The following is a 16,077-nucleotide window of genomic DNA, read 5'->3' as shown; positions in this document are numbered from 1 at the left end:
AGGCCCCAGGGTCGGGGGCTGCGCTGTCCGGGGGCGCGTTCACGTGCGCGTATCCATGTGCCGTTTCAATTCCGGGGGAGCGGAGGACCGGATTCGAGCACGGCACTGGCCGCGTTATGTCCGCCGATGGCACTGACTGCGCCGCCGCGGCGGGCTCCGGAGCCGCATAGCAGCACCTGGGGATCCGCCGTCGCGACACCCCAGCGCCGGGCCGGGGTGTCCAGCGGCGTGCCGTCTTCAACGAACGGCCAGTCCAGGCCGCCATGGAAGATGTTTCCGCGAGGCATGCCGAGGGCCCGTTCGATGTCCAGCGTGGTCTTGGTTTCGATGCAGGGCCGCCCGTCCGCGTCGGTCAGCAGCAGGTCCTCGATGGGCTCGGCCAGGACCGAATTCAAGGACTTCAGGACGGCCGCCTGCAGTTCTGCGCGTCGGTCGTCGTTGTTCTCGGGCGTGATCAGCCGGTCCGGGACGTGCAGGCCGAAAACAGTGAGGGTGTGCGCGCCGGCCGCCTGCAGCTCGGGGGACAGGATACTGGGGTCGGTGAGGGAATGGCAGTAGATCTCGCAGGGCAACGGATCAGGAACGGTGCCGGATGCGGCGGCGACGTAGGCGGCGTCGAGCTGGGACCATGTCTCGTTGATGTGGAAGGTTCCGCCGAAGGCCGCGGCCGGGCTGACGCTGCCATCCAGGAGCCGGGGGAGCCGCTTGAGCAGCAGGTTTACTTTGACCTGGGCGCCTTCGCGCAGGTGGTTGGGGTTCGCCGTGGTGCCCGGTGTGGGGACGCCGACGGCGGTGCCGGTACCCGCGCCCTGCAGCCGGTCCAGCACCACGGGCGCCACGTTGGAGAGGATCCACTGCGCTGCCGCTGTGTGGTCCTGGCCGGCGTGGCGGTACTCCACGACGCCTCCGGCGCGAACGGCTGTCACGTCCGCGGACGTCAGAATGGTGGCACCGGCCTCGCGGGCGGCGCGCTCCAGCTCTCCGGACACGGCGCCCATGCCGCCCACCGGGACGTCCCAGTCGCCCGCCCCGCCGCCGATCAGGTGGTACAGGAAACAGATGTTCTGCTGGAGGTCTTCGTCGTCCGCCCGGGCGAACGTGCCGATCAGGGCATCGGTCAGGACCACGCCGCGGACCAGGTCATTGTGCAGCTCCTTGGCGATAGTGGTCCCGATCGGCCGTTCGATCACCGCTTCCCACGCGTCAGCCGCTCCGGCCCGGGCTGCAAGGGACCTCGCCTCGGCCCGGGTGGGCAGCGGCGAGGTCATCGTGGGCCACAGGGCCTCAGTGAGGGTCCTGCAACGGTCGTAGAACCTGGTGAACGCGGGGAACTCGCCGTCGGGAGCGCCGACAGCGGCAAAGGACGCTGCCGTGGCCGCGGCATTCTCGTTGTCGACCAGGAGCGCACGGCTGCCGTCCTGCGGGTCCGGGGTGTAAGAGGAATAGCGTCGCCGTGCCAGCCGGATCCGCAGGCCGAGGTCATCGATGATCTGCTGCGGCAGGAGGCTGACCAGGTAGGAATAGCGCGAGAGGCGGGCGTCAACGCCGTCGAACGCCTGTGCCGACACCGCGGCGCCGCCGGCGTGCTCCAGCCTTTCCAGCAGCAGGACTTCACGGCCGGCCTTGGCCAGATAGGCTGCCGCGGCCAGGCCATTGTGGCCGCCGCCTACGATGATCGCGTCAAACGCGGGTTTGCTCGACATGGGCCTATCCTGCCATCCGGGCCGGTGAGGAGGCGCCAGGCGTCCGGCACCCGGACAGCGTGGGGACAGGACAGGGCTGGCGCACGGCCGGGGAACGCAAAAGGCCCCGGTCCAAGGACCGGGGCCAAACGCGGAGACGGGGGGATTTGAACCCCCGGTGGAGTTGTGCCCCACACTTCATTAGCAGTGAAGCCCATTCGGCCGCTCTGGCACGTCTCCATTTGCTATGGAACTAGCCAACCAAGGATACGCAGAAGGGGCCATGCAGTGCAAAACGGCCAACGCGGGGTCACTCCGCGCCCATGACGGAGCGCCGGATGGGCCGTAGGTGACCCCGCGTTGCCCCCAGGTGCAGGGATGCAGGTCTAGGCTTCCGCACCGGCCAGCGAACGCCACAGGAAGTGCTGGCTTCGGCTCTGCAGGGCGGCCGCCTGGCGGTTGTCCGAGGCCCCGGCGTGGCCGCCTTCGAGGGCCTCGTGGAACCACACGTTGGGGATGCCCATGGCCTGCATGCGCGCGGCCATCTTCCGGGCCTGCACGGGACCCACCCGGTCGTCCGAAGTGGCCGTCCAGATGAACGTCTCGGGGTAGTCCACCCCGTCCTTGAGCAGGTGGTACGGCGAGAACTTCTTGATGAACTCCCACTGCTCGGGGACGTCCGGATCGCCGTATTCGGCAATCCAGGAGTACCCGGCGGACAGCTTGCTGTAACGGCGCATGTCCAGGAGCGGCACCCCGCAGGAGACCGCGCCGAACAATTCCGGGTACTGCGTGAGCATGTTGCCCACCAGCAGCCCGCCGTTGGATCCGCCCACGCAGCCGAGCCGCTGGCGCGAGGTGACGCCACGGGAGATCAGGTCCTTCGCGACGGCGGCGAAGTCCTCGTAGGCCCGTTGCCGGTTCTCCTGCAGGGCGGCGCGGTGCCAGGACGGCCCGTACTCTCCGCCGCCGCGGATGTTGGCCACCACGTAGACCCCGCCCCGGGTGTGCGGGGCGTCCCCGCCGGGGCCGGCGGACTCCGCGGTGCGCCGTTCCAGCCAGGCCCGGCCGATCGCACCGCTGTACGCAGGGGTCCTGGAAATCTCGAAGCCGCCGTACCCGGAGAGCTGCGTGGGATTCTGCCCGTCCAGCACCAGGTCTTTCGACGCCACCTGGAAGTAGGGGACCCGGGTCCCGTCCTCGGACACGGCGAAGTGCTGCTGGACCTCGTAATCCGCTTCCGTGAAGAACGACGGCGAGGACCGGACCACCTCGTGCGCGCTGACCACGCTAGCGCCGTCGTCGGCCCGCCGGAGAGTCCCCCTGGTGAGGGTGCTCGGCGTCGTGAACCCGGTGGCCACGAGCCAGAAGTCGTTCCCCGCGCCCGGGGCAACTTCCTCCGCCACCTGCCCGCTGCCCCCGGTGCCGTCCTCGTCCGAGTCCTCGGCGTCATCTTCGTCATCGACGGCAAAGGCGTTGACGTCGTGCAGGGGCGGGCAGGCCTCAAGCACGCTGGAGGCCCAGGCGGCGTCCGTGCCGGGCCGCTGCGGATCGAGGACCCGAATCTCTGAGGAGACGTCCCGGAGCAGGTTCAGCAGCAGGAAGTCCCGCGTCCAGCTCCAGGACTGCAGCGAGGTGTGCGCGTCCGGGGCGAACAGCACAGCAAGCTCCCGGCCGCCGGCCAGGAAGTCCTCGAAGTCGGCCACGAGCAGGGACCCGGCCGGGTACGTGGCCCCGTTGAGCGTCCAGTCCTTCTGCGGCCGGAACAGCAGCCACTCGCGGTGTGAGCTCAGGTTCACGTCGGTCGGAACGTCGAGCCGGAGCCACCGGCCGGCGCGCAGCACCGAGGTGCTCCGTTCAAAGAAGCTGATCCAGTCCACGGCAAAGGTCCGTTCGAAACCGGGCGTGGAGTCGTGGGCCACGAGGGCCATCATGTGGTCTTCGGGGATCTCGAAAATCCGCTCGGCCTGTGCCAGGGACTCACCGCGGGCGAGCTTCACCCCGGTCCTGGCGTACGAGGACGTGGTGCGCGGCAGGTCCGCCGCCGTCGTGGCGACCAACAGGGTGTCCGGGTCCAGCCAGGAGGCGTTGCCCTTGGCCGTTGGGAGGTCAAAGCCGCCGGCGGCAGGGTCCACGAAGCTGCGGGACTCGACGTCGAACTCGCGGTACCGGTTCGCATCGCCGCCGTCGGGGGAAAGAGCAAGCAGGGCCCGCCTGTGCGGCTCACCGGCGGCCGGGCGGAGGAAATTGGCGCCGTGGAAAACCCAGTCCTGGCCGTCCGACGCGGCCAGCGCATCCACGTCCAGGAGGATGTCCCACTCGGGTGATCCGTTCCGGTAGCTGTCCCAGGCGGTCCGGCGCCACAAGCCCCTGGGATTCTCCCGGTCTTTCCAGAAGTTGTAGTACCAGTCGCCATGTTTGCCGACCATCGGGATCCGGTCGGTGGAGTCGAGGACCTCCAGGATGCTGGCCTCAAGCGCGGCGTAGTCCGCATCCTCGAGCAGCTCCTCGGTGCGGGCATTCTGCTCCCGGACCCAGGCCAGTTGCTCCTCTCCGTAGATTTCCTCAAGCCAGATGTTCTCGTCGACGGGCTCGGGGGCGGTTCCGCCCGCAGGTCCGGGGCGGCCGGACGCGGGCGGCTGAGCAGCTTCTGTGGTGGTCATTTTTCCATCCAAGCAACATCAGAGCGGCGCTAGCAAGTCACACGGCCGGTAAGGGGCGAATGCCTGATGCCGATACGCTGGATGCCGTGGGCACATCGCATAGCATCCGGACGGCAGTGATAGGCGCCGGACCGCGGGGCACGAGCGTGCTGGAACGGCTGCTGGCCAACTGGGCGCCGGCAAGTCCGGCGGAAACCCTTCATATCGACGTCGTCGACCCCTATCCGGCCGGCCCGGGACACGTGTGGCAGCCCGGCCAGTCCCGGCTGTACCTGATGAACACGCAGTCCTTCTACCCCACGATCGTGCCCCAGGACCCGGAGCTCGCCCCGCCGCTGGCCGGGCACACCTTTGACCGCTGGCGCGAACTCCAGCGGCGGGGCCCACAGGCCCCGCTCACCGCCGAGGAGCGGGCCGCCGAAGCCCCGCTCACCGCCGAAGAGCGGGCCGAACTGGACGTGCTGGGCCCCGCGGACTTCCCGAGCCGCGCCCTGTACGGCCGCTACCTCCGCTCTACGCTCGAACAGCTGCTCACCAGGCTGCCGGACGGCGTCACGGTGGACTTCCACCAGGCGACGGCGACGTCCGTCCGGCACGCCGCGGCCGCAGGGGACGGCGGCACCGGGGCCGCCGGGCATGGCGACGCTCGGGACGGAAGGGGGCGGTTCGACGTCGGGCTCGATGACGGTAGGGTGCTCACCGCAGACTCGGTGGTGCTGGCCCTGGGCCATCTCCACGCGCGGCTGAACGCCGAACAGCGGGACCTTTCGGCCGCCGCGGAGGAACTCGGGCTCCTGTACGTTCCCCCTGCTGCGCCCGCCGATGTCGACTGGTCCCGGGTACCGGCCGTCAAACCGGTCCTGGTGCGCGGCATGGGCTTGAATTTCTTTGATGTGATGGGCCAGCTGACCGAAGGGCGCGGCGGCAGCTTCCTTGCGGGGCAGGACGGCGGCGAACTGAAGTACCTGCCGTCCGGACGCGAACCGTTGATCATTGCCGCCTCACGCCGCGGCACCCCGTACCGGGCCAAGGCCACCCTGGCGGGGTACTACCCTGCCGCGGTGTCGCTGCGGTACTGCACCGAAAGCGCGATCGCGAAGTTCACCGAGGCCGGAATCCGGCCGTCGTTCGATCACGACCTCTGGCCGCTCCTACACCGCGACGCCGTCTGGGCCTATTACTCGACGCTCGCGCGCTCGCAGCCCGGTGCCATCCTGACCGACCAGGCCGAATTCCTGCGGGCCCTGGAGGAGGCGCTGCATCCGCACGCGCACTCCACGGGCAAGTGGGAGGACGCGGCGGAATCGGTAATCGATGTGCATGTCCGGCCCGCGCACCGGCTGAACCTGCTCGGCCTCGCGTCGCCTCTGGCCGGACGGTCTTTCAATTCCCGGGCCGAGCTGGACGCCGCCGTCGTCGATTATCTTCTCGATGATGCCCGGCGCTCGGCGCTCGGCGAGGACGATCCCGTGAAGATGACCATCGGCGCCCTGCACCACGGCCGGGCCGTGCTCAAGACCGCAGTGGCCGACGGCGGCATCACGGACGAATCGTGGGTGGCCGGGCTGCGCGGCTGGTTCGAGTCGTTCGTGGAAGGTCTTGCGAGCGGGCCGCCGGCGCTGCGGTCCGAACAGCTTGCGGCACTTGTCCGCGCCGGCATTGTCCGGTTCGTGGGTCCGGACCCCAAATTCGGTGTGGACCGCAGGGCCCGGACATTCACCGCGGCATCTCCGTGGGTGGGCGGGGGCCCGGACGGTGGGTCCGGGGGAAGCGGGGTGGCGGGCGATGCCGTGGCGGCCGCGGCCATGATCGAGGCCCTGGCGCCGGCCAACAAAGTAGCCGTGAATTCCTCGCCGCTCCTGGAACAGTTGCTTGCCGAGGGGCTCGTGCGTCCGCGCCTCATGATGACAGTGGAAGGTGCCCCGGTGCAGACCTCCGGCCTGGATGTGGCTCCGCACCCGTACAGGCCGCTGGGCGCGAACGGTTCGGTAACGGCCGGCGTCTACGTTCTGGGACTCCAGCTGTCCGCAACCCAGTGGGGCACGGCCATCGCAGCCGAGGCCCGGCAGAAGACCGGCCCCGTCTACCGCAGCGGGCAGCGCACCCTGCGCGACGCCGACGAGATCGCCCGCGACATCCTCGGCCGCTAGGCCACTTCCGCGGCACGCCTTCCGCTCCGCCGCCCGCCCGGAGCCTTGCTCAACGCCTTCCGCCCCGTGGCTTTCGTAAGGAATGGACATGCCCCGTGCCTTCCGCTCCGTGGCTTTCGCAAGGAATGGACATGCTCAACGCCCGGGCTGAGCAATGGGCATACGGGTCTTATGTCCATTGCTGCAACTCGGGGGAGAGCATGTCCAGCGGTGCGCGGCTACAGCTACTGCTGGACGTCTCCGCTGACGCCGTCGCCGCCGTGGCCGCCGCCCTGTCCCGTGTCCTGCACGATCTTGAACATCGCACCCGTGGGATCAGCAAGCGTGGCGAGCCGCCCGAACGGCGTGTCGTCCGGTCCGTCCATGACCTGCGCGCCCAGAGACACGGCCTTGGCTATGGTGGCGTCGGTGTCCGTGACGCCGAAGTAGACCTGCCAGTTGGAGGGAACCTCCGCCGGAAGGTAAGCCGAGGCGTCCATGATGCCGGCCTTAGCGGCGGCCCCGGCGCCCAGAGTCGTGTATCGGAATTCGGGGGTGTCGCTCATGACGTCGGTGTCCCAGCCGAACACGTCCTGGTAGAACTCCACGGCCTTGGCGTAGTCCTTAGTGTGGAGCTCGTGCCAGGCCGGGGCTCCGGCTTCGGCGGCCAGCTCATAGCCCTTCATTTCGGCCGGTTCCCAGATGCCGATGGCCGCCCCGGTGGCATCTCCGATCATGGCCATGCGGCCCTGCTCCGGCACGTCCATGGGTTCCATGTAAACCTGTCCGCCGTGCTCGGCCGCGGCTTTGACGACCGCCCCTGCGTCATCTGTCCGCAGGTAGGTGGACCACATGTCCGGCATGCCCGCCTGTGCCTCCTGCTTCTGCATCATCCCGGCTACGGACTTGCCGTCCTTTGCGGCCGTAATGTAGCCGCCGTATTTCTCCTGGTCGCCGGTCTGGAACGTCCAGCCGAAGACCCCGCCGTAGAATGCTTTGGCCTTCTCAGTGTCCGAGGTCATCAGGTCGATCCAGCATGGTGCACCGTTCGAGTGTTGGGGTGTTGGCATTGCGGGCTCCTGCTCTGTTCGGCGGCAAGTGCCGGCTAAGGCGGCCGCGCTGTGGGTGGTGGAGACAACAGAGAGACTATGCCGGGGGGCGGAGGGTTTCAATGGTCCCGGGGCTGGCGCTGCACTTCGCTCCTGAGCCGCAAGTCCTGAGTCTCGGTGGGACAACGACGGCGAGTACCGCCGTCGTTCCGTGGGCAGATCATGGCGGATGTGCCTGCGGCATTCGCCCTGATCTGCCCACGGAACGGGGCCCCGGGCCCACGGTGGAGGGCCGGGGGCCCCTGGCCTGGTGACTTGGTGCGCGGCGGGCCTACCGGACCTCGCGGGGGCTGTGGATAACCCGCCGCGCCGGCGCCCGTGTTGTGGCCTAATGGTGCAATGGCGACGGCCAAACCCTTACCCGCTGCACTGGCGGCAGGCTCATTCACCCTCGACGAGGCACGGCAGCACGGACTTTCTCCGTGGCGTGCCAAGGCCAAGGACATTCATGTTCCGAGCCGGGGCATCCGGGTTCCCACCCTGCAGGAGCAGTCGATGCTGGCGCGGGCGAGGCCATACACGCGGCTGGGGACCGCCGACACCGTCAGCTTCTACTCGGCCGCGGCAATCCACCACTTCAAGTTGCCCGCTGGCGCCGAGGGCTCCCGGTTGCCGCCCTCGGCCAGGCTCCTTCACCTGACCCGGAGCGGGTCGGCGGCTCCCCGCCGGAAGGGCGTCGTCGGCCACCGCAGCCACTTGCCGCCCGAGGATATCGTGATGCTGCAGGGGGTTCCCGTGACGTCCATGCCGCGGACCCTGCTGGACCTGGCCGGAACGGGAAGCCTGAGCTGCGATGACCTCGTGGTTATTGCCGACGACCTCGTCTGTGAGCATCCTCGGTATCAACACCGTCGCACCGCCGCGCTTCCGTTGAGTGAACTCCTGCTCTACGCCGACCAGAAACGCCATGCCGCCGGTCTTCCACTTCTCCGGAGCGCCCTCGCGCTGGTTTGCGTCGGCGTCGACTCACCGCCGGAGACCCGACTCCGCCTGCTGCTCGGGCGATCAGGACTGCCGCGCTTTGAGCCGAACTACGTCCTCTTGGACGCACTGGGCCTTCCGCTGTGGATCGATCTTGCCTGCCCGGAATACCGGCTGGCCGTGGAGTACGACGGCGGCCACCACCTGACGCCGGCCCAGCAACAGTCCGATGCGCTGCGGAACGAGAGGACCGCCGACGCCGGCTGGCGGCAACTGGTTATCAACCGGCTCGACGTCAGAAACGGGCCGGACTGGGTGCTGGCACGGGTGCGGCAGGCACTGCGCGCGCAGGGCTGGGACGGCTGAACCGTGCCTGAGACGGGGGCGTGGGCAGATCAGGGCGTATGTGCCTCCCGCATCCGCCCTGATCTGCCCACAATCCGGCGCGCAGCGGCCCCAGCCTGCCGCATCCGCCCTGATCTGCCCACAATCCGGCGCGCAGCGGCCCCAGCCTGCCGCATCCGCCCTGATCTGCCCACAATCCGGCGCGCAGCGGCACCGCACCGCATGAAGGGCACCCACAACGCCGGGACGCAAAAATGCCCCCGGCTCCTGCGTCAATCGCAGTAGCCTGGGGCATTTTTCGCGGAAGGTAAGAGATTCGAACTCTTGGTACGGGGTTACCGCACACTGGTTTTCAAGACCAGCTCCATCGGCCGCTCGGACAACCTTCCCTAACCAGTAGTCTTTCATAGGCAGTCGGATGCCACAAAAACGCCGCAGGGCTCGCGGGCGTGTGCGGTTGCCCCCCATATCGTTGCTCCCCATAGTCTGGGAGAAGTTGTTGTCGGAACCTGGGTAGTACCGCGCACCCGCGCACCAGGCCAGTTAGGAATCGGGAGTTCTCCATGAAGGCTGTCTACATCTCAAGGCCCGGCGGACCCGAGGTCCTGGAGGTCCGCGAGGTCCCGGCACCGGTGCCCGGCCCCGGCGAGGTGCTGATCGACGTCGTGGCCGCCGGCCTGAACCGCGCGGACGTCCAACAGCGGAAAGGCCACTACCCCCCGCCCCCGGGCGCCTCGGAGATCCCCGGCCTGGAAGTTTCCGGCAGGATCGCCGGTTTCGGCACCGGCGTGGCCAAGCCGTTTTCCGCGGGGGACAAGGTGGTTGCCCTGCTCTCGGGCGGCGGCTACGCCCAGCAGGTGGCAGTTCCCGCCGGCCAGGTCCTGAGGATTCCCGACGGCGTGGACCTGGTCACCGCCGCATCGCTGCCGGAGGTCGCGGCCACGGTCTATTCCAACCTGATCATGACCGCGCAGCTCCAGTCGGGCGAAACCGTCCTGATCCACGGAGCCACGGGCGGCATCGGCACAATGGCCATCCAGCTGGCGAAGGCCCTCGGCGCCCACGTGGCCACGACGGCGGGCACCGCCGAGAAGGTCGGTACCGCGAAGGCATTCCTCGGAGCGGATATTGCCATCAACTATGCCGAGGAAGACTTCCCTGCCAGTCTGCGCGCGCAGAACGGCGGCAAGGGGGCGGATGTGATCCTTGATGTCGTCGGCGCCAAGTACCTTCAGCAGAACATCGACGCCCTGGCAGACTATGGCCGGCTCGTGGTGATCGGGCTGCAGGGCGGGTCGAAGGCCGAGCTCGACCTCGGACAGCTGCTTAGGAAGCGGGCTGCCATCATTGCCACTGCGCTGCGCCCGCGCCCCGTCGAGGAAAAGACCGTCATCATGACCGCGGTCCGGGACGCCGTGTGGCCGCTGCTGGCCGACGGGCGGATCCGGCCGCTCGTGGCCAAGACCTTTCCCCTCGACCAGGTCGGCGCCGCCCACCGGTACTTCGATTCGGGTGACCACGTCGGCAAGGTCCTCCTGGTGATGTAAGGAGGGTGGGTCCGGCTTCTCGGTGCCGCCGTGACGCGGGTGAGCCATGCCGTGCGGAGCATGCGCGTTTTGCTGCAGGGACGCAAATACCGATAATGTAATTCCATACGCGGTATACACGCGTCTTGGGGCGCGTGTATGCTGTGTCGTTCTGCGATCTCCGGGAGCACAATGTCTATCCGCCACAGCCTCCTCGCACTGCTGCAGGACCGGCCGCGCTACGGCTACCAGCTCAGAATCGAGTTCGAGGACCGCACCGGTTCGTCCTGGCCGCTTAACATCGGACAGGTTTACACCACCCTCGATCGTCTCGAACGTGACGGCCTCGTCCGCAAAGAAGGCGGCGACGGCGACGGTCACGTAATGTACAGCATCACCCAGGCCGGCCAGACGGAAGCCAGCGCCTGGTTTGCTTCTCCTGTGGCCCGCACCAACCCGCCACGGAACGAACTGGCGATCAAACTCGCCCTCGCCCTAACCATCCCCGGGACCGATGTCGGGGCCATCATCCAGGCCCAGCGTGCCGTCTCCATCCGGGCCTTGCAGGAATACACCAAGGCCCGGCGTGACACCGCGGCCCTGCAGCGACCTGCCGACACCGCCCGGCTCCTGGTCCTGGATTCACTCATCTTCCAGACTGAAGCCGAAGTCCGCTGGCTTGATCTCTGCGAAGCCCGCCTCCTGCAGCTGACCTTACCGCCGCGATAACGCCGCTGCGCGACCGCTCCCGCCGCGATAACGCCGCTGCGCGACCGCTCCCGCCGCGATAACGCCGCTGCGCGACCGCTCGCCGCTCCAACCCCGCCGCCCGGCGCACCGCCGTCCCCGTGGCAATGCCACATTGGTAGGGTGCTTGGGGCAGTTCTGTATCGGCAGGTTGCCCAGCAGGGTTTCTCAAGGAGGAGACATGGGCACAATGCCAGATGGCACGCCAAACACCACACAACTCGACGACGGACTCACCCCGGACCCGGCGCTTCCGGCCACCTCCGTGGACCAACCCGTCCAGGACGCAGCAGAGCGCAAGTGGACGCCTGGCAAGATTGCGCTGTGGGCCGCCATCGCGCTGCTGGGCGGCGTCGCCTGGTTCATGCTCGCGGTCATCCGCGGCGAGACCGTCAACGCCATCTGGTTTGTGTTCGCGTCGGTCTGCACCTACTTGATCGGCTACCGCTTCTACTCCAAGGTCATCGAGCGGTACCTGCTTAAGCCGAATGACCGCCGTGCCACCCCGGCCGAGTACAAGGCCGACGGCAAGGACTACGTCCGCACTGACCGCAACGTCCTGTTCGGCCACCACTTTGCCGCGATCGCCGGCGCCGGACCGCTCGTGGGCCCCGTCATCGCGGCCCAGATGGGCTACCTCCCCGGCACCATCTGGATCATCATCGGCGTCGTCCTCGCAGGCGCGGTCCAGGATTACCTGGTTCTGTTCTTCTCCATGCGCCGCGGCGGCCGTTCCCTGGGCCAGATGGCCCGCGAAGAACTCGGCGTTATCGGCGGCACCGCAGCCCTCGTGGCCACCCTCCTCATCATGGTGATCATCGTTGCCATCCTGGCCCTCGTCGTCGTGAACGCCCTGGGCGAAAGCCCGTGGGGTGTGTTCTCGGTCGGCATGACCATCCCGATCGCCCTGTTCATGGGCGTGTACCTGCGCTACATCCGGCCCGGCAAGGTCATGGAAGTGTCAGTGATCGGGTTCGTGCTGCTCATGGCCGCAATCATCGGCGGCGGCGCCGTGGCCGGTACCGAATGGGGCGCCGCGTTCTTCCACCTCGACAAGGTCACCATCGCCTGGGGCCTCATCATCTATGGCTTCATCGCCGCCATCCTCCCCGTCTGGCTCCTGCTGGCCCCGCGCGATTACCTCTCCACGTTCATGAAGATCGGCGTGATCGTGATGCTGGCACTGGCCATCATCGTCGTCCGCCCCGAAATCACGGTTCCGGCCTTCAGCGAGTTCGCCGGCCGGGACAACGGGCCCGTCTTCTCGGGAGCCCTGTTCCCGTTCCTGTTTGTCACGATCGCCTGCGGCGCGCTGTCCGGCTTCCACGCCCTGATCGCCTCGGGCACCACGCCGAAACTGATCGAGAAAGAACGCCAGACGCGACTGATCGGCTACGGCGGCATGCTGATGGAGTCCTTCGTGGCGATCATGGCCCTCGTGGCGGCAATCTCCATTGACCGCGGCATCTACTTCGCCATGAACGCCCCCGTGGCGCTGACCGGCGGAACCGTGGAAACAGCGGCGCAGTGGGTCAACAGCCTGGGCCTGTCCGGAGTGAACATCACGCCGGGCGAGCTCGCGCAGACGGCCAAGGACGTGGGGGAGCAAAGCATCATCTCCCGCTCCGGCGGGGCGCCCACCCTCGCCGTCGGCCTTGCCCACATCATGCAGCAGTTCATCGGCGGCACCGCGATGATGGCTTTCTGGTACCACTTCGCCATCATGTTCGAGGCACTCTTCATCCTGACCGCCGTCGACGCCGGCACCCGGGTGGCGCGGTTCATGCTGCAGGATTCCATCGGCAACTTCGTCCCCAAGTTCAAGGAACACTCGTGGCGTGCCGGTGCCTGGATCTGCACGGCGGTCATGGTGGTTGCCTGGGGCGCCGTGCTCCTGATGGGTGTCACCGACCCGCTCGGCGGCATCAACACGCTGTTCCCCCTGTTCGGCATCGCCAACCAACTGCTGGCGGCTATCGCACTTGCGGTCTGCCTGGCCATCGCGGCAAAGCGCAGCGCCCTGAAGTACGTCTGGATCGTCGCGGTGCCGCTGGCATTCGCTGCCGTGGTGACCATCACCGCCAGCTTCCAGAAGATCTTCTCCCCGGTTCCCGCGGTGGGGTACTTCGCGAACAACGCAGCCTTCGCCAAGGCCCTCGCGGACGGCAAGACCTCGTTCGGCACGGCCAAGACCCAGGCCGCCATGGAAGCCGTGGTGCGCAACACCATGGTCCAGGGCTGGCTGTCGGTGATCTTCGTGGTGCTAAGCATCATCGTCATCATCACCGCGGTGGTGGCAACTGTCAGGGCTGTCCGCAATACCGCCGCCGGAATCGCCAACGCGGAACACGAGGACCGGCCGCAGCCGTCCCGGGTCTTTGCGCCGGCCGGCATCATTCCCACCGCCGCCGAGCGTGAGCTCATGGCGGAATGGAACAAGCTGCCGGCAGCTCAGCGGCTTGAAAAGTCCGGGCACCATTGATGAATCCACTGATCGGGGACAAAAATGAACCCCGTCGTGGCAGGGCTCCGCAGTTTTTCCGACTACCTTAGCGGTGTCCTCGGTGCCGATGCGTACAAGAAGTACCTGGAGCACCATGAGGCCTCCGGGCATGCGGGCCTTCCCTTGACGGAGCGCGAGTTCTGGCGGGACCGGAACGACCGCCAGGACAGCAACCCGCAGGGGCGGTGCTGCTGAGCCGCTCTGGCGACAGCAAGGACAGGCGGAGGGCGTCGCGGGGCACGAGACTGTCCTGCGGCGCCCTCCTCCGCCGTCGATGCGCCGTTGCGATTCCGCGGCAGCTGGGGCAGGCCCGGTCCCCGGTCCCTGCTCATGAGAGTATGAAGCCATGAGCGATCAGAACGACACTCAGTCCGCTGAAGATGTGCCCGTTGAAGGGACCACGCTGGATGACGGCCCGCCCCTGGCAGGCGAGGCGCAGACGACGCGGGCCGACGGTCCGGGCCAGGCAGCCGGGGGAGTGCCGCCCAGGCCCAAAGGCAGCCAGCTCCAGGACCTCGTTGACCAACCGGCCAAGGTCATGCGGATCGGCACCATGATCAAGCAGCTGCTTGACGAAGTGAAGTCGGCGCCGCTGGATGATGCGGCACGTGTCCGGCTGGCCGAAATCCATGAACGCTCCATCAAGGAGCTGGAAGACGGACTGGCTCCCGAGCTCGTGGCCGAGCTCGAACGGATTAACCTTCCATTCTCCGAGGACGCCACCCCGTCGGACGCTGAACTGCGGATCGCCCAGGCGCAGCTGGTCGGCTGGCTCGAGGGCCTCTTCCACGGCATCCAGACCGCCATCGCGGCGCAGCATGCGGCCAGGGAACACGCCTATGGGCAGATGCAGCTCCGCCAGCTGCCGCCCGGAACGGTGATCGCGCCCGGCGTCATCATTGGGGAGAACGGGGAACCGGTTCGTGCCGCCGCGCCGAAACCCGGAGCGAACCCGTTACATCCGCCCGAGCCGGCTGATCCGGACCACGGGCCCGGCCAGTACCTTTAGGCATCCTTGGGATTCTTCAGCACCGCCCGGCAGGGACGCAAAGATGACGCGGAGCTCGGCAAAGGCCTCTGGCGGCGGGCCAACGATCGCTTCAACCGGGGACTGGACCGCTATCACCAGGTCCTGGAAGGCGTGGAGGACGATGTCCTGTATGGCGAGCTCGTGGACGTCGCCAACGAACTTTCCGCCCTGTCCGCGAGGGTCCGGGAGATCTGCGTGGAGGCCCAACGGCGCTCACCCAGCGACGGCCTGGACATCCCCGGAGCGCTGTCCGGTGTCCACCGCTCCCTGTCCACGGCGGGCAATTCCGTCGCGACGACGGCGGAAGCGGCGGCGATGCTCCGCCTCGCCGTCGGGCCGGTGCCGGCGGGTGCGGCATCGGTGCGGCGGCGCGCAGAATCCGTGCTGCAACACGTCAATGACGCCGAACGCCGGCTTGCGGAGGATGCTCCGGGGGACCGGACGCACGGGTGAGTTATGCACCTGTGCTGCGTATTCCCGGTTAAGCGCCTAGCTTAGCTTCGCCCGGGCGCTGGCCGGGCGGCCGCGAAGTTGGCAGGATAAAAGAATGACTTTTTCTCCTGAACTGACTTTCAATGACGGCAACACCATTCCCCAGCTCGGCTACGGGGTGTGGCAGGTTGAAGACGACGTGGCTGAAAAGGTGGTCGTCCAGGCGTTCGAGGCCGGCTTCCGCCACATCGACACCGCGAAGATCTACGGTAACGAAGCAGGCGTCGGCCGGGCCATTGAGCGCTCCGGTTTGAAGCCGGAGGACATCTTCATCACCACCAAGCTGTGGAACGCGGACCAGGGCTATGAGTCCACGCTGAAGGCGTTCGAGGACTCCATGGAGCGGCTCGGCCTCCAGACCCTGGATATGTACCTGATCCACTGGATGCAGCCGAAGCAGGACAAGTACGTCGACACCTGGAAGGCGCTTATCGAGCTGCAGAAGCAGGGGCGCGTGAAGACCATCGGCGTCTCGAACTTCACGAAGGAAGGCCTGCAGCGCCTGATCGATGAGACCGGCGTGGTGCCGGCCATCAACCAGGTCGAGCTGCACCCGTTCTTCAACCAGGCGGCCCTGCGTGAATTCAATGCCTCCAAGGGCATCCTCACGCAGGCATGGTCGCCGCTGGGCCAGGGCGGGGAGCTCCTGGAGAGCCCGGTCATCGCCCAGATCGCTGCCAAGCACAGCGCCACCCCGGCCCAGGTTGTCATCGCGTGGCACCTGGCGATCGGGAACGTCGTCATCCCGAAGTCGGTGACCGAATCCCGGATCCGTGAGAACTACGCGGCCCTTGACGTCGCCCTCGACGAGACCGACATCCAAGCCATCAACGGCCTGGACCGCTCCGCGGAAGGCGCCGGACGCATCGGCCCGGACCCGGCAGTCTCCGACTTCGCCTAAACGGCACCGGGCGCACGATCCGGATGTTC

12 protein-coding genes and 2 tRNA genes are annotated in these 16,077 nt (G+C 67.6%); 9 read left to right on the top strand and 5 right to left on the bottom strand.

What is annotated here, in order from left to right:
• Positions 1-65: 65 nt before the first annotated feature.
• The 3 genes from AC1DES_RS03345 to AC1DES_RS03335 form a co-directional block, all read right to left on the bottom strand.
• Positions 66-1,703 carry a phytoene desaturase family protein gene (locus AC1DES_RS03345; RefSeq protein WP_476894265.1) on the bottom strand — a complete coding sequence of 546 codons (1,638 nt, stop codon included), beginning with the start codon at positions 1,701-1,703 and terminating at the stop codon, positions 66-68.
• Between the two features lie 131 nt (positions 1,704-1,834).
• Positions 1,835-1,922 (bottom strand) — tRNA-Ser (locus AC1DES_RS03340).
• Between the two features lie 146 nt (positions 1,923-2,068).
• Positions 2,069-4,345 (bottom strand): prolyl oligopeptidase family serine peptidase, encoded by a 2,277-nt coding sequence (locus tag AC1DES_RS03335; RefSeq protein ID WP_476894264.1) that lies wholly within the window; start codon positions 4,343-4,345, stop codon positions 2,069-2,071.
• Positions 4,346-4,431: 86 nt separating this feature from the next.
• Here AC1DES_RS03335 and AC1DES_RS03330 point away from each other — a divergent pair, with 86 nt between their 5' ends.
• On the top strand, positions 4,432-6,495 hold the full coding sequence (locus AC1DES_RS03330) for an FAD/NAD(P)-binding protein (protein WP_476894494.1): 2,064 nt from the start codon (positions 4,432-4,434) through the stop codon (positions 6,493-6,495).
• 224 nt (positions 6,496-6,719) lie between these two features.
• On the opposite strand, the gene AC1DES_RS03325 is transcribed toward AC1DES_RS03330, so the two are convergent.
• Positions 6,720-7,544, bottom strand: coding sequence for a VOC family protein (locus tag AC1DES_RS03325; protein ID WP_476894263.1), 825 nt, complete (start codon positions 7,542-7,544; stop codon positions 6,720-6,722).
• A gap of 378 nt (positions 7,545-7,922) precedes the next feature.
• On the opposite strand from AC1DES_RS03325, the gene AC1DES_RS03320 reads away from it, so the two are divergent.
• Positions 7,923-8,870 carry an endonuclease domain-containing protein gene (locus AC1DES_RS03320; protein ID WP_476894262.1) on the top strand — a complete coding sequence of 316 codons (948 nt, stop codon included), beginning with the start codon at positions 7,923-7,925 and terminating at the stop codon, positions 8,868-8,870.
• A gap of 280 nt (positions 8,871-9,150) precedes the next feature.
• Here AC1DES_RS03320 and AC1DES_RS03315 read toward each other — a convergent pair.
• A tRNA-Ser gene (locus AC1DES_RS03315) sits at positions 9,151-9,238 on the bottom strand.
• A gap of 174 nt (positions 9,239-9,412) precedes the next feature.
• On the opposite strand from AC1DES_RS03315, the gene AC1DES_RS03310 reads away from it, so the two are divergent.
• The 7 genes from AC1DES_RS03310 (at position 9,413) to AC1DES_RS03280 (ending at position 16,048) form a co-directional block, all read left to right on the top strand.
• Positions 9,413-10,396 (top strand): NAD(P)H-quinone oxidoreductase, encoded by a 984-nt coding sequence (locus AC1DES_RS03310; protein ID WP_476894261.1) that lies wholly within the window; start codon positions 9,413-9,415, stop codon positions 10,394-10,396.
• A 171-nt stretch (positions 10,397-10,567) separates the two neighbouring features.
• Positions 10,568-11,104, top strand: a complete 537-nt coding sequence (locus AC1DES_RS03305; protein WP_476894260.1) for a PadR family transcriptional regulator — start codon at positions 10,568-10,570, stop codon at positions 11,102-11,104.
• Positions 11,105-11,303: 199 nt separating this feature from the next.
• A complete protein-coding gene (locus AC1DES_RS03300) occupies positions 11,304-13,604 on the top strand; it encodes a carbon starvation CstA family protein (RefSeq protein WP_476894259.1) in 2,301 nt (766 codons plus the stop codon).
• A gap of 24 nt (positions 13,605-13,628) precedes the next feature.
• Positions 13,629-13,820 carry a YbdD/YjiX family protein gene (locus AC1DES_RS03295; RefSeq protein ID WP_476894258.1) on the top strand — a complete coding sequence of 64 codons (192 nt, stop codon included), beginning with the start codon at positions 13,629-13,631 and terminating at the stop codon, positions 13,818-13,820.
• A gap of 151 nt (positions 13,821-13,971) precedes the next feature.
• Entirely contained in the window at positions 13,972-14,634 is a 663-nt protein-coding gene (locus AC1DES_RS03290; RefSeq protein WP_476894257.1) for a bacterial proteasome activator family protein, read from the top strand.
• Between the two features lie 6 nt (positions 14,635-14,640).
• The gene (locus AC1DES_RS03285; RefSeq protein ID WP_476894256.1) at positions 14,641-15,108 is read left to right on the top strand and encodes a hypothetical protein; all 468 of its coding nucleotides are present in this window, start codon (positions 14,641-14,643) and stop codon (positions 15,106-15,108) included.
• Between the two features lie 94 nt (positions 15,109-15,202).
• Positions 15,203-16,048, top strand: a complete 846-nt coding sequence (locus AC1DES_RS03280; RefSeq protein WP_476894255.1) for an aldo/keto reductase — start codon at positions 15,203-15,205, stop codon at positions 16,046-16,048.
• Positions 16,049-16,077: the final 29 nt, after the last annotated feature.

The organism is Arthrobacter sp. 05T442 (genome assembly GCF_056395945.1).
This window is presented reverse-complemented; position numbering and strand designations above follow the sequence as displayed.

Excerpts from the sequence above, each read along its gene's own strand:
- AC1DES_RS03345 (WP_476894265.1), bottom strand. The coding sequence starts at position 1,703 with ATGTCGAGCAAACCCGCGTTTGACGCGATCATCGTAGGCGGCGGCCAC.
- AC1DES_RS03335 (WP_476894264.1), bottom strand. The coding sequence starts at position 4,345 with ATGACCACCACAGAAGCTGCTCAGCCGCCCGCGTCCGGCCGCCCCGGA.
- AC1DES_RS03325 (WP_476894263.1), bottom strand. The coding sequence starts at position 7,544 with ATGCCAACACCCCAACACTCGAACGGTGCACCATGCTGGATCGACCTG.
- AC1DES_RS03320 (WP_476894262.1), top strand. The coding sequence starts at position 7,923 with ATGGCGACGGCCAAACCCTTACCCGCTGCACTGGCGGCAGGCTCATTC.
- AC1DES_RS03310 (WP_476894261.1), top strand. The coding sequence starts at position 9,413 with ATGAAGGCTGTCTACATCTCAAGGCCCGGCGGACCCGAGGTCCTGGAG.
- AC1DES_RS03305 (WP_476894260.1), top strand. The coding sequence starts at position 10,568 with ATGTCTATCCGCCACAGCCTCCTCGCACTGCTGCAGGACCGGCCGCGC.
- AC1DES_RS03300 (WP_476894259.1), top strand. The coding sequence starts at position 11,304 with ATGGGCACAATGCCAGATGGCACGCCAAACACCACACAACTCGACGAC.
- AC1DES_RS03295 (WP_476894258.1), top strand. The coding sequence starts at position 13,629 with ATGAACCCCGTCGTGGCAGGGCTCCGCAGTTTTTCCGACTACCTTAGC.
- AC1DES_RS03290 (WP_476894257.1), top strand. The coding sequence starts at position 13,972 with ATGAGCGATCAGAACGACACTCAGTCCGCTGAAGATGTGCCCGTTGAA.
- AC1DES_RS03280 (WP_476894255.1), top strand. The coding sequence starts at position 15,203 with ATGACTTTTTCTCCTGAACTGACTTTCAATGACGGCAACACCATTCCC.